The 13,401-nt window shown below is 66.1% G+C and carries 12 protein-coding genes; 1 reads left to right on the top strand and 11 read right to left on the bottom strand.

Annotated elements, in window-relative coordinates; genetic code table 11:
- Positions 1 to 30: 30 nt before the first annotated feature.
- From fmt to HWX32_RS04850, 3 genes are read right to left on the bottom strand one after another with little or no spacing between them, the layout of a single operon-like run.
- Positions 31 to 954 (bottom strand): methionyl-tRNA formyltransferase, encoded by a 924-nt coding sequence (gene fmt, locus HWX32_RS04860; protein WP_175934916.1) that lies wholly within the window; start codon positions 952 to 954, stop codon positions 31 to 33.
- Positions 951 to 1,436 carry a peptide deformylase gene (gene def, locus HWX32_RS04855; RefSeq protein ID WP_175934915.1) on the bottom strand — a complete coding sequence of 162 codons (486 nt, stop codon included), beginning with the start codon at positions 1,434 to 1,436 and terminating at the stop codon, positions 951 to 953. The genes fmt and def overlap by 4 nt, the downstream gene beginning before the upstream one ends.
- A gap of 49 nt (positions 1,437 to 1,485) precedes the next feature.
- Entirely contained in the window at positions 1,486 to 3,489 is a 2,004-nt protein-coding gene (locus HWX32_RS04850; protein ID WP_175934914.1) for a primosomal protein N', read from the bottom strand.
- A gap of 100 nt (positions 3,490 to 3,589) precedes the next feature.
- On the opposite strand from HWX32_RS04850, the gene HWX32_RS04845 reads away from it, so the two are divergent.
- Positions 3,590 to 4,504, top strand: a complete 915-nt coding sequence (locus tag HWX32_RS04845; protein ID WP_175934913.1) for a polysaccharide deacetylase family protein — start codon at positions 3,590 to 3,592, stop codon at positions 4,502 to 4,504.
- Positions 4,505 to 4,554: 50 nt separating this feature from the next.
- On the opposite strand, the gene metK is transcribed toward HWX32_RS04845, so the two are convergent.
- From metK to HWX32_RS04805, 8 genes are all read right to left on the bottom strand, one after another.
- Positions 4,555 to 5,775, bottom strand: coding sequence for a methionine adenosyltransferase (metK, locus tag HWX32_RS04840; RefSeq protein WP_175934912.1), 1,221 nt, complete (start codon positions 5,773 to 5,775; stop codon positions 4,555 to 4,557).
- Between the two features lie 156 nt (positions 5,776 to 5,931).
- A complete protein-coding gene (gene coaBC, locus HWX32_RS04835) occupies positions 5,932 to 7,149 on the bottom strand; it encodes a bifunctional phosphopantothenoylcysteine decarboxylase/phosphopantothenate--cysteine ligase CoaBC (protein WP_175934911.1) in 1,218 nt (405 codons plus the stop codon).
- Positions 7,150 to 7,233: 84 nt separating this feature from the next.
- The gene (gene rpoZ, locus HWX32_RS04830; protein ID WP_121509018.1) at positions 7,234 to 7,488 is read right to left on the bottom strand and encodes a DNA-directed RNA polymerase subunit omega; all 255 of its coding nucleotides are present in this window, start codon (positions 7,486 to 7,488) and stop codon (positions 7,234 to 7,236) included.
- A 75-nt stretch (positions 7,489 to 7,563) separates the two neighbouring features.
- The gene (gene gmk / locus HWX32_RS04825; RefSeq protein WP_075466744.1) at positions 7,564 to 8,151 is read right to left on the bottom strand and encodes a guanylate kinase; all 588 of its coding nucleotides are present in this window, start codon (positions 8,149 to 8,151) and stop codon (positions 7,564 to 7,566) included.
- Positions 8,152 to 8,155: 4 nt separating this feature from the next.
- Entirely contained in the window at positions 8,156 to 8,479 is a 324-nt protein-coding gene (mihF, locus tag HWX32_RS04820; RefSeq protein ID WP_075466895.1) for an integration host factor, actinobacterial type, read from the bottom strand.
- Between the two features lie 210 nt (positions 8,480 to 8,689).
- Positions 8,690 to 9,517, bottom strand: coding sequence for an orotidine-5'-phosphate decarboxylase (pyrF, locus tag HWX32_RS04815; protein ID WP_175934910.1), 828 nt, complete (start codon positions 9,515 to 9,517; stop codon positions 8,690 to 8,692).
- Positions 9,517 to 12,888 (bottom strand): carbamoyl-phosphate synthase large subunit, encoded by a 3,372-nt coding sequence (gene carB, locus HWX32_RS04810; RefSeq protein ID WP_175934909.1) that lies wholly within the window; start codon positions 12,886 to 12,888, stop codon positions 9,517 to 9,519. The genes pyrF and carB overlap by 1 nt, the downstream gene beginning before the upstream one ends.
- A 14-nt stretch (positions 12,889 to 12,902) precedes the next feature.
- Entirely contained in the window at positions 12,903 to 13,376 is a 474-nt protein-coding gene (locus HWX32_RS04805) for a carbamoyl-phosphate synthase domain-containing protein (protein ID WP_175934908.1), read from the bottom strand.
- Between the last annotated feature and the right edge of the window lie 25 nt (positions 13,377 to 13,401).

Raw genomic sequence — 13,401 nt, 5'->3', positions numbered from 1 at the left:
TGCCTTCAGAACGCGACCTGAATCCACCGCTCACTGAAACACCACGCCTTCCTGCTCACCCAGCCCGCGCGCCCAGTCGGCGGCGGCCATCCTCTTCTTCCCCGGCGGCTGCACCTGGCCCAAGACCACATCTGCGCTGCCGGTGCCCACCCGCACCTCGTTCTTGCCAATCGAAACCACGCCAGGCGCAAGCACATCGGTGTCCGCCACCGTGACCGGCCCGATCTTGAACCGCTCGCCGTTGAGCTCCGTCCACGCGCCGGGCCCCGGGGTGTAGGCGCGCACCGCGCGATCCACGGACTCGGCGGGAGCGTGCCAGTCCACGCGTGCGTCCGCAGTGACAATCTTCGGCGCGTACGTGCCGTTCTCCGGCTGGGGCTTCGGCTCGGCGGTGCCGTTTTCCAACGCATCCATCGTGTCCACCAGGAGGTCCGCGCCCGCGTAGGCGAGGCGGTTAAGCAAATCGTCGGCGGTGTCGGTCGGGCGAATCGCCTCCTCTATGGTGCCCAGCACGTCGCCGGTGTCCAGGCCTTCGTCGATGCGGAACGTCGCCGCGCCGGTGACCTCGTCGCCGTTGAGAATCGCCGCTTGCACCGGTGCCGCGCCGCGCCAGGCAGGCAGCAGCGAGAAGTGCAGGTTCACCCAACCGTGCACCGGGATATCCAGCATGTCCGCCGGGATCAAGTTCCCGTACGCCACCACGGGGATGCAGTCCGGCTTTAATTCAGCAAGTTGGTCACGGATAACGTCGTTAAGCTTCAAGCTCTCCGGCGTGAGCACCTCGATGCCGTGCTTTTGCGCAACCTCCTTCACCGGCGAGGGGTGCAGCGTGCGGCCGCGGCCCTTTCGCGCGTCCGGCCGGGTAAGCACCGCAACCACCTCGTGCTCCGAGGCGATCAGTCGCTCCAGCGCGACCGCCGCGGGCTCCGGGGTTCCTGCGAAGACGAGTCTCATCCGTTCCTCCTGATCTGTGACATAACTTCCTTGCGCTGGGCCGAGTCCATCCGCCGCATGAACATCACCCCGTCTATGTGATCCGTTTCATGCTGGATGCAGCGGGCGAGCAGGCCCGTGGCACGCAGGGCAGCCGGGCGGCCAAACATATCCACCCCGCGGGCCACCACTGTGTCGTGGCGGGTCACATCCCCGGTAATGCCAGGCACCGACAGACAGCCCTCGCGGCCGTGCTGCATCTGCTCGCCGAGCGGGCGCCACACCGGGTTCACAAGGTGGCCGCGCATGCCCTGGCAATCGAAGACGAATACGCGCCGCGCGACCCCGACCTGGTTTCCCGCCAGCCCCACGCCGCCAGCGTTATCCATCGTTTCCAGCATGTCCGACACCAGGCGGCGCAACTGCGCGTCGAAGTGCACCACCTCGTCCGCGACGGTGTTAAGCACCGGGTCGCCGAACAGGCGGATATCGCGAATAGCCATGAGCGCCAAGTGTACTTGGGCCCCACCAGCCCGCACTCAACCCCGGGCGCTACCCGATGTCTACAGGGTTGACCTGCACCCGCAACGGCACCTCAGGCTTGGACGCGTCCCACGCCACGCGGCCCGCCCGCAGCGCACGCCCGAGCGCAGTGCGCCCGGCCAGCGGGGAACGCACCAGCATGCGCTGTGCCGGGCCGTGCTGCGCCACGTTCCACGTGCCCGGCAGCCCCACCCCGCCCGGCAGGTCCACGGGTCCGAGCAGCTCGGCGTGTTCCGGCAGCTCCGTACGGGAGAAGAACGCCTCAAGCGCGTCGCGCGGGGCGTCCACCACCGCCACATGCACCGCCGGTGGGAAGCGGGCGTCGCGGCGCTGCGCAAGCTCCTGGGCCGCGAAACCGCGCGCGTCCCAGCGGATGAGGTGTTGCACAACGCTTAACGACGGCTCCGCGGCCACCACCACCTCCCCATCCGACGCCACCAGGTGTGCGGCCCCCATCCACTTCGCCAGCGTGTCTTCCACGGCACGCAGATCGGGGCGCTGCATGAGCGCCCACGCGTCCAGCAGCACCGCCGCACCGTAGGCCCCGCCGGAAACCTCCGGCTCCGCGCCTGGAGTGGCCACCACGATCGCGGCGCGTTGCTCCACCGAATCCAGGATGCGCTCGCCGCCTGAGGTGACCACCCGGTACTTCGCGAACGCGCGGCCAAGCTCCTCCGCGGTGCGCTCGGTGCCTAGCACCACGGCGCGCACCCTGCGCGAGCCGCACACCGGGCACACGTGCGCCGGGTCCATGCGTCCGCACCAGCGGCACGTCGGCGCGGCCGCCTCGCCGCCCGAGGGAAGCCCGAGCGGGCCATTGCACCAGCGGCACCGGGACGGCGTGCGACACTGACCGCAGGCCAGCGCCTGAATGTAACCCGTGCGCGGCACCTGAAACAGCACCGGCCGGTTCTCCTCAAGCGCTTTGCCCGCCGCCTGGAACGCCGCCGAGGGAAGGCGCGCCTGCTTCGCGCGCGGGTCGCGCTCCAAGGCGAAGTCGCTGTCACCCGCGGCGTGAATGTACGGCGAGCGCGCCCGAATCACCTCGCGCGGAGCGACCAAGTCGTGCATCCAGCCAGACTCCACCAAAAGCTGCGCCTCCGCAGTACGCCCGAAGCCCCCGAGCACCAACGAGGCCCGCTCCAACCCGGAACGCGTCGTGGCCACCTCGCGGGCATGCACGTAGGGTGCGCGGGGGTCCACCAGCGAATCGTCGCCGTCAAACATCACCGCAATGAGCGAAAGCTTATCGACGGGAGCGAACGCCGCCGAACGCGTCCCCACCACAATCCGGCCCTGCCCGTGCAGCACCGAAAGGTAGCGTGAGTAACGCGCCTGCGGCCCCTGGGACGCGGTAAGCGTAGTGATCTGGCGCGGGCCAACCAGCTCCTTGAGCGCGGCCTCCACCCTGTCGACGTCGCGCTGGTCCGGCACCACAATGAGCGCGCCGGAACCGTCGATAGCCACTTTCGCCGCGAGTGCCGCGAGTGCGCCCGCCCAGTCGTCCCCCGGGGCCACCTGCCACGCCGCGCGCGCCAGCTTGCCGCCCACCACCGCATCCACGAAGGACTCGCCGTGCTCGTACGCCGACCACGCCGACAAGTCCGGCTCTGTCGCCTCCCCCAGCTCATCCCAGGGTGTGGAAGTATCCGTCTCCTCGGCCTTCGCGTGGCGCGCCGGGATCGCAGCACGGTAAATGTCGCTTCTCGTGCCGGCGTAACGCTCCGCCAGGACGTCGATAAGCATGCGCAACCGTTCCGGCGCCACCACCTCCGGCGAGATGACCCGCTCGATGAACCGCAGCTGGCCCTCGTGACCTGACTCTGTGGCGCGCTCGAGCACCACCGCGTCCACGAGCCGACCTGCGAACCGCACGCGAACCCGAACACCCGGCTGCGCCGCGGCCGAATCCTCCTCCGCCACGAGGTAGTCAAACGGGCGGTCGAGCTGAGCCAAGCCCAACATGGGCAGCACGCGCGCAATCGGGCGGTCGGAGGCGCGCGTAGATGACATGGGCAGCAATAGTAACCGACACCCCGACGCGCTCTCCCCGCGGAAGGTATTCGAAGGGGTTATATTCAGTGCGTCACAACCCCTTTTCACAGGAATTCAATTGAAACGCTTCACCACGTCGATCTTCACATCGATCATCGCCGCCGTGTGCGCCGTGCCGCTGCTGGCGGGCGCAGCTGTCGCTGCACCTGCATTGCCGGGGAGCTCTGGAAGCTCCGACACGGTGTCGGGCGCTGTGCACCAGATCGATTCCGCGGTGCAGGACTCTTGGCGCGGCGCGTACGGCGCGATGCCGCCTAAGGTCCGCGCGGCCGTGCCCCCGGAGATGCGCCCGCGGCCGACCAGCGCCGTGCCCAAGCCGGGGCCAGAGCCGCACACCCCCGGCAAGCCCGCAGAGCCGAAGCCGGACCCGAACTGCAGCAACTGTGTGGCGCTTACGTTCGACGACGGCCCAGTCCCGGAGACGAACCGCCTGCTGGACATCCTGGACCGCAAGCACGCGAAAGCGTCGTTCTTCGTGGTCGGCGTGAATTCGGAGCGCTACGCGCCGACGCTGCGCCGCATCCGCGACGGCGGGCACACCATCGGCAACCACACCGATACCCACCCGAAACTGCCGGCGCTTTCGGATCCCGCGATCGCCCAGCAAATGGACGTTTCCAACCGCACCATGCGCATCGTCACCGGGCGGCCCAACCCGCGTTGGATTCGCCCGCCCTACGGCGAGTACGACGCCCGCGTACAGGCCGCCGCGAAGCAACGCGGCATGGCGCTCGCCCTGTGGGACGTAGACACCCGCGACTGGCAGCACCGCAACGCGCAAACCACGTGCAACATCGCGGTTTCCAACGCGCGGGCTGGATCCATCGTGCTCATGCACGACATCCACGCCCCGACGGTGAACGCGGTGGAGTGCATTATCGACGGGCTCCGCGCCAAAGGCCTGCGCCCGGTGACGCTGGACGAGCTGATCCCGGGCGCGCAACCCGGCCGGGTGTACACCGCGAAGCAGTAGACTCGCTCCGGTGAGCGCGGAGAATTTCCGCCTTTGTCTCGCGATCGCCCTTAGTTGGTGCCCGCAGCGGCCTTAAGCTCGTCGACCTTGTTCAGCTGCTCCCACGGCAGGTCGATGTCGGTGCGGCCGAAGTGGCCGTACGCCGCGGTCTGCGCGTAGATCGGGCGCTTCAGGTCCAGTTCGCGGATGATGGCGTTCGGGCGAAGATCGAAAACCTTCTCCACAGCCTGCTGGATCGTCTCATCGGTCTGGCCTTCGGCGGCGGTGCCGAAGGTCTCCACGTACAAGCCCACCGGGTTTGCGCGCCCGATGGCGTAGGCCACCTGCACTTCCACGCGGTCTGCCAGACCGGCCGCGACGATGTTCTTGGCCACCCAGCGCATGGCGTACGCGCCGGAACGGTCCACCTTTGACGGGTCCTTGCCGGAGAACGCGCCGCCGCCGTGGCGAGCCATGCCACCGTAGGTATCCACGATAATCTTGCGCCCGGTCAAGCCCGCGTCGCTCATCGGGCCGCCCTGGACAAACGAGCCGGACGGGTTGATGAGGATCTTGGTGGTCTCGTTGTAGAACTTCTCCAGGCCCGCGTCCTTGACTACCCACTCGATGACGTCCTCGCGCATGGCACGCTCAAGCGCCTCGCCGGTGAATCCGGGCGCGTGCTGCGTGGAGATAACCACGGTGTCGATGAACACCGGGGTGTCACCGTCGTAGGCGAAGGTGACCTGGGTCTTGCCGTCCGGGCGCAGCCCGTCGACGATGCCCTCGTGGCGCACCTGGGAGAGGCGACGCGCCAGGCGGTGAGCGGTTGCGATTGGCAGGGGCATGTACTCCGGCGTCTCGTTAGACGCATAGCCGAACATCAGGCCCTGGTCGCCGGCACCGGACTGGTCGTCCTCGCCCGTGGAGGTGTTCTCGCGCACTTCCTGAGAAGTGACCACGCCATCGTGGATCTCGGCGGACTGGTCGCCGATGGCGATGTTTACGCCGCAGGAGCGGCCGTCGAAGCCAACCTCGGAGGAGTCAAAGCCGATCTCGACGAGCTTGTTACGCACAATCTGAGCGATATTGGAGTACGCCTCAGTGCGCACTTCACCCGCCACGTGCACCTGACCGGTCGTGGCGAGAGTTTCCACCGCCACCTTGGACTCGGGGTCCTGGGCGAGCATGTCGTCCAAGATGGAGTCGGAGATCGCGTCGCAAATCTTGTCCGGGTGGCCTTCCGTGACGGATTCGGAGGTGAAAAGGCGGTAGTAAGAATCGATGGACATAGCGGTATTTCCTTTGAAAGAACTAATCTGCGTCAACCTGGGACTCGCGACAATAACGCGGGTGATGCAAGGTCGCGGTCGAACCCTGCCAACGATAGACCAAGCTGTCTAAAGCTGCAAGATCGACCCGCCGCGCAAGGCCCCGGGCGGCCACACCTACCCGCTAAACCGCCCAATCGCGTCCCAAATCCGCGCGGCCACCACATGCTTGGAACCGTCCGGGATCTCCTCTACTCCCCCGTCTGCGCTGAGGAACCAGCCCGAGTTGTTCGCCTGTCCAAAAACGCTGCCGCCGGCGACCGAGTTCAGCATGAGCATGTCGGCGCCCTTTCGGGCAAGCTTCGCGCGGCCGTTCTCCAGCTCGTTGTCCGTCTCCGCGGCAAATCCCACGATCGTCGCCTGCGTCTGCCCGGCGTCGCGCATCTCAACCAGCCCGCGCAGAATATCCGGGTTCTCGGTGAGGTGGATGGTGGAAAGCGCGTCGTCGCTGGCGCCCTTCTTCAGTTTCTTGTCTGCTTCGTTCTCTGGGCGGTAGTCGGCCACCGCAGCAGCCATGACAATCACGTCCGAATCGGCGGCGCGTTCGCGCATCGCCGCTTCCATCTCGCGCGTGGAGCGCACCCACACCACCTCAGCCCCCGACGGCGCCTCGAGCTCAACGGTGTTGCCCGCCACGATGGTCACCTTCGCGCCCCGCTGCGCCGCGATATCGCCTAGCGCGAAGCCCTGCTTGCCGGAGGAGCGGTTGCCGATGTAGCGCACCGGGTCAATATTTTCTTGCGTACCGCCGGCAGAGATGAGCACATGCTTATCGACGAGCTCACGCCCAAACGGCCCCGTCTCCAACGCCGTGCGTGCGAGCTCCGCAATCACCTCTGGCTCAGGCAGGCGACCCGGCCCGGTGTCTTTGCCGGTGAGGCGCCCGTGCGCCGGTTCCAACACGGTGATGCCGCGCGAGCGCAGCGTGTCCACATTCGCCTGCGTCGCAGCGTTGAGCCACATCTCCGTGTGCATCGCGGGCGCGAGCACGACCGGGCACGTGGCAACAAGGATGGTCGAGGCCAACAAATCATCGGCGCGCCCCGCCGCAACGCGGGCGAGCAGGTCCGCGGTGGCGGGTGCGACCACAATGAGATCCGCCTCCTGGCCGAGGCGCACGTGCTGCACCTCGTCCACGCGGGTGAACACGCCTGTGTCCACCGGGTTGCCGGAGAGCGCCTCGAAGGTTGCCGCCCCCACGAAGTTCAGCGCCGCCTCCGTCGGGATCACGCGGACATCGTTTCCACCCTCCTTGAAGTTGCGGATGAGGTGGCAGGCCTTGTACGCAGCGATGCCGCCGGCCACACCGACGACCACATGCTTCGGATCACTCATGTGGCCCAAGCATACAAACCCGGGCACACAAAAGCGCCGCCCCATCACTTGTGCGTGCGGGGCGGCGCGGAGCCGTCGATAAGCTTACTGCCCTTCCTCGTGCTCGAGGAGACCAGCCTCAATCTCTCGCAGCGCGATCGAAAGCGGCTTCTCGCCCGGCTCGGGCGACACCAGCGGACCAATGAACTCGAAGACGCCGTCCTCGGAGTTCTGGTAGAAGCTGTTGATCTGACGTGCGCGCTTCGCGGCGAAAATCACCAGCGCGTACTTCGAGGAAACCTTGGTGAGAAGCTCGTCGATCGGGGGCGCAGTAATGCCCTCCGGAGTGTCGTAGACCATCTCCTGCCGGGTCTCGCCGGCCGTTTCGTCTGGCGACAGTTCGTTCGTTGTGTCGTTCACGTAAAAACCCACTCGCTAACTGTTGTTGGAAGGTTGATCTGACAGGATGTTCACGATGCGCTGCACCGCCACATCCACGTCGTCGTTGACCACGATGTCGTCGAACTCCCCTTGCGCGTCGAGCTCCTCACGGGCTGTGGCCAGCCGGCGCTCGATCACCTCAGGAGTCTCGGTGCCACGGCCGGTGAGACGCTCCACGAGCACCTCCCACGACGGCGGCGCGAGGAACACGGTCTGCGCCTCGGGCATGAGCCGCTTGATGTTGCGGGCCCCGACAAGGTCAACCTCGACCAACACAGGACGCCCCTCATCCATCGCCTCACGCACCGGGCCAGCCGGAGTGCCGGAACGTTGCAGGCCACCATGAATGTCGGCCCACTCCAGCATTTCTCCGGCGTCGATGCGACGCTGGAAGTCGTCCGCGGTGACGAAGAAGTAGTCCTGCCCGTCGATCTCTCCCGGGCGTGGCGCCCTGGTGGTCATCGACACAGAGAAGTAGAGGTTCGGCACGTCATTGCGCAGACGGCTCACCACCGTCGACTTTCCCACTGCGGACGGGCCAGCCAGAACGACGAGCCGCCCGCGGGGTGCCACCTCAGCCACCGGCCTAGTTCTCTTCGTAGCCGAAGCGCTCGAGCAGAGCGCGACGCTGGCGGTCACCGAGGCCGCGCAGACGACGGGTCTGAGCGATCTCCAGCTCTTCCATGATCTCGCGAGCCTTCACCTTGCCCACCTTCGGCATTGCCTCGAGCAGTGCGGAGACCTTGGTCTTGCCGATGATCTCGTCGGTGTCAGCCTTGTCAAGCACGTCCTTGAGGGTGATCTCGCCACGCTTGAGAGAAGCCTTCAGCTCGGCGCGCTGCTTGCGTGCCTCTGCTGCCTTCTCAAGTGCTGCCTTGCGCTGCTCATCGGTCAGTTGTGGAAGTGCCACGGGTTCCTCCATGTGTGTAGTACGAACATTATCCAGGCTACTGGCGCCAGCTTGGCGCCAGCGAATCACAGCGGTGCGATTCACCGGGTCCGCGCCAGTTTAGCACTGCGTCTGCTTTTTGCCCCGCCAACGGGTTGCATTTGTCCACGTCAACGGTGCGACGGAACTAAACTACCAGGGTTTTTCGCCGCTGATAAATAGCCCCGCCATTTACTTGCGTTTCCCCAGCTCAGCAACACGTTCTCGCAGTTCAGACACTGAGGGTCCTGCGGCGAGTACGCCACGCGAAACGCTGGGGAACACCAGGTGCGAGATTTCGCCCGCAATCGCTTCCGCGTCCTCCATCGTCGCGCCCTGAGCGCCCACACCAGGCATGAGCACGGGAGCATTGAGCGCATCGAGCACAGGCGGCTTATCGACGGTGGCCCCCACCACGACACCCACACTTCCCACACCGGGGCCAGGGTTCAATACGGCGCATTCGTCCACCATGTACTGCGCGACCGTCCGGGGTGAATCGCCCACGGAAAGCTCAGCGGTCTGGAACTCCACGGCTTCCGGGTTCGAGTTCGCCGCCATGACGAACACGCCCTTTCCGTGTTCCTGGGCGAGCTCGATCGCGGGCGCGAGCGAGCCAACGCCGAGGTATGGCGTGAGCGTCACCGCGTCAGCTTCGAGCGGGGAACCCGGCTCTAACCAAGCGCGTGCGTAGCCGGCCATTGTGGAGCCGATGTCGCCGCGTTTCGCGTCCGCCACCACCAAGGTGCCGGTGCCGCGCAGCGCGGCCAGCGTCTCCTCGAGCACCGCAAAGCCCGCAGACCCGAATCGCTCGAAGAACGCCACCTGCGGCTTCACCAGCGCCGCGTGGCCGGCGAACGCCTCCACGCAGATCTCGCTGAAGCGGCGCAGGCCAGCGACGTCGTTGCCAAGCCCCCACTGCTCTAACAGCCCTGCGTGGGGGTCGATACCCACACACAGCCGCCCGTACTCGCTACCGGCGGCAACCAGCCGCTCGCCAAAGCCCGCTTGCGCTACCACTACTGCTCGGTCTCCTCGTGCTCGCTCCCAGCGTGCTCGAGCTCCTGCAGGCTCATCACCGTGATCTCGTTGCCGCGCAGCGCCTCGATGCCCTGCACCGCAGCGGTGACCCCCTGGACGGTGGTCATGATCGGCACGCCCGCCACCACGGAAGCCGCGCGGATGTCGTAGCCGTCGTGGCGCGCACCGGAGGAGCCCGCCGGGGTGTTGAGCACCAAGTCGATCTCGCCGTCTGTGATGCGGTCCACAATCGAGCGCCCCTCGGCGCCCTCGCGCACCTCGGAGGCCTTGAGCACGGTCTCGCACTCGATGCCGTTACGCCGCAGCATCTGCGCGGTGCCTGAGGTTGCCACCACGTCGAAGCCCATGGTGTATAGGCGCTGAATCGGGAAGATCAGCGTGCGCTTGTCGTGGTTGGCTAAGGAAACGAACACCTTGCCCTGGGTCGGCAGCGCACCGAACGCGGCGGCCTCAGCCTTCGCGTAGGCCACACCGAAGCTCGGAGCAAGGCCCATCACCTCGCCGGTGGACTTCATCTCCGGGCCCAAAATGGTGTCCAGCACCGCGCCGTCCGGGCGACGGAAACGGGTAAACGGCAGCACCGCCTCCTTCACCGCAATCGGGTGTTCGAGCGGCAGGGAGCCGCCGTCGTACTCCGAAGGGATGAGGCCTTCTTCGCGCAGCTCGGCGATGGTGGATCCCATCATCACGCGGCTCGCCGCCTTCGCCAGGTGCACGCCTGTGGCCTTCGACACAAACGGCACGGTGCGCGACGCGCGCGGGTTCGCCTCGATGACGTAGAGAATGTCGTCCTTGAGTGCAAACTGGACGTTCATCAGGCCCTTCACGCCAATGCCGTGCGCCAGCGCCTCGGCCGAGCGGCGCACGTTTGCAATGTCGTCCGGCCCAAGGGTCATGGGCGGCAGTGCGCACGCCGAGTCACCGGAGTGGATGCCGGCTTCCTCGATGTGCTCCATCACGCCGCCGAGGTAGACCTCCTCTCCGTCGCAGAGCACGTCCACGTCGATCTCAATCGCGGAATCTAAGAAGCGGTCCACCAGCACCGGGTGGTCCGGGGAAAGCTCGGTGGCGCGGTTGATGTAGTCCTCCAGGCTGGCCTCGTCGTAGACGATCTCCATGCCACGCCCGCCAAGGACGTAGGAGGGGCGCACGAGTACGGGGTAGCCGATGCGCTCGGCGACATCGCGGGCCTCATTGAAGGAGGTGGCAGTGCCGAACGCCGGGGCCGGCAGGTTCGCGGCGTCGAGCACCTTGCCGAACTCACCGCGGTCTTCAGCCATATCGATCGCCTCAGGGGTGGTGCCCACAACCGGCACGCCAGCGTCGGCAAGCCGCTGCGCAAGGCCCAGCGGGGTCTGGCCGCCAAGCTGCACGATCACGCCGGCGACGGTGCCGGATGCGCTTTCCGCGCGGTAGATCTCCATGACGTCTTCGAAGGTGAGCGGTTCGAAGTAGAGACGGTCTGCGGTGTCGTAGTCGGTGGAGACGGTCTCCGGGTTGCAGTTCACCATCACCGTCTCGTAGCCCACGCGCGACAGCTCCAGCGCCGCGTGCACGCACGAGTAATCGAACTCGATGCCCTGGCCGATACGGTTCGGGCCGGAGCCGAGGATGATCACCTTCTCCTTCTGGTGCGCGTCGCTTGCGGCGCGCACCGCCTCGCTCTTGGCGTTGGGGTCCAGCTCGTACGCCGAGTACAGGTACGGCACCTTCGCCTCGTAGGCTCCTGCGCAGGTATCAACAGTCTTGAACACCGGGTGGATGCCCAGCGACCAGCGCAGGGTGCGCACGCCGTCCTCGCCCGCGAGCTCCGGGCGCAGCGCCGCGATCTGGGCATCGGACAGGCCGAAGTTCTTGGCTTCGCGCAAAAGCTCCGCGTCGAGCACGGGAGCGTCGATAAGCTCATTGCGAAACTCGATTAGCCCGGCCATCTCGGCGAGGAACCACGGGTCGATGCCGGAGGCCTCGTAGACCTCATCCACCGAGGCGCCGAGACGCAGCGCAAGTTCCGCGTCGTAGAGGCGCTTGTCGGTGGGGACCTTCAGGTCCTCGAGCACGGCTGCGACATCACCCGCGCGCTCGCCAGCGAAGTACTCGTCCGGCTTCGTCCAGAACCCGTTCGGCTTGTCCTCCATGGAGCGCATGACCTTGTTCAGGCCCTGGATGTAGTTGCGGCCGATGCCCATCGCCTCGCCGACTGCCTTCATCGAGGTGCCCAGGGTTTCGTCGGAGCCAGGGAACTTCTCAAAGGTAAAGCGCGGCATCTTGACAATGACGTAGTCCAACGTCGGCTCCGCAAGCGCGGTGGTGGCGCCGCCAGTCATGTCGTTATCAATCTCGTCGAGCGTGTAACCGATAGCCAGAAGTGTGGCCACCTTCGCAATCGGGTAGCCGGTGGCCTTCGACGCAAGCGCCGAGGAGCGCGACACGCGCGGGTTCATCTCGATGGTCACCAGGCGGCCGTTTTCCGGGTTCACCGCGAACTGGATGTTGCAGCCGCCGGTCTTCACGCCCACTTCGCGGATGATCGCCTTGCCCTGGCGGATCATCTCGGTCACCTCCGGCTCAGTCATGGTGAGCACAGGCGCGACGGTGACGGAATCGCCGGTGTGCACGCCCATCGCGTCGACGTTTTCAATCGTGGCGATGGTGATGCAGTTGTCCGCGGAATCGCGGATGAGCTCCAGCTCGATCTCTTTCCAACCCAGGATCGATTCCTCGATGAGCACGTTCGCCTCGGGGCTGGCGGCCAGACCGTCGCCGGCGATGCGGTGCAGGTCATCCATGTCGTACGCCAAACCGGAGCCCAGGCCGCCCATGGTGAACGAAGGGCGCACCACGCACGGAAATCCCAGCTCAGCAACCGTCTCCTCGATCTCTTCCATGGTGAAGCAGACGCGGGAGCGGGCGGATTCGCCGCCGATCTTGTCTACGATGTCCTTGAACTTCTGGCGGTCCTCGCCGCGCTCGATCGCGTCGATGTCCGCGCCGATGAGCTCCACGCCGTGCTTGGCCAGGATGCCCAGCCGATCCAGCTTGATCGCGGTGTTCAGTGCGGTTTGCCCGCCGAGCGTCGGCAGGATCGCGTCCACCGGGTGGCCAGCTTCGGCCTCGCGGGTGAGGATACGGTCGATGTATTCGGGTTCGATCGGCTCGACGTAAGTGTGGTCGGCGAACTCCGGGTCCGTCATAATCGTCGCCGGGTTGGAGTTCACCAGCGTCACCCGCAGCCCCTCGGCCTTGAGCACGCGACACGCCTGGGTGCCGGAGTAGTCGAACTCGCAGGCCTGCCCGATCACAATCGGGCCAGAGCCGATAACCAGGACGTGGTTCAAATCGTTACGCTTCATTGTTTTCCTCCTGGCTAGTTGAGCTTTTGCTTATCGACGTTTACCTGCACCGTGACCGGCCCCTGCGCCTGAGAGAGCGCCCGCACGACACCACGCGTATCCACGGAGCCCACCGCGGGTACGCCCTGGGTGCGCAGCGCCTCTTCGAGCGAGCCGGTGGCGCGGAAGTTGGACACGGTGCGCGACAGGTCGCGGAATACAACCGCGGCCGGGGTAATCGTGCCGTCGCCGTCAGGGTGGTTGTCCTCGTCGTTCCAGCCGACATTGCCGATCTGCGGGGTGGCGAACACCAGCACTTTGCCCGCGTTCGCCGGGTCGGTCATCTCGCGCTGGTACGCGAACATGTCGGTGGTAAACACCGCCTCTCCTTCAATCGCGCCTTTTTCAGTGTCGCTTGGGGCGTCGCCGATGAAAAGGCCCGAGAAGCTTTCCTGCCCGTTGAGCAGGAGCTTCGCGCGAGTGCGTGAAGCGGTTCGTGTAGTAGTCATGATTTTGTGTCTGCCTTTGCTCAAT

It is taken from the genome of Corynebacterium sp. Marseille-P4321 (assembly GCF_903645305.1).
In the GTDB taxonomy this organism is placed as follows: Bacteria; Actinomycetota; Actinomycetes; order Mycobacteriales; family Mycobacteriaceae; genus Corynebacterium.
Note: the sequence above shows the minus strand (reverse complement) of the source record. Positions and strands in the feature narration are given on the sequence as shown.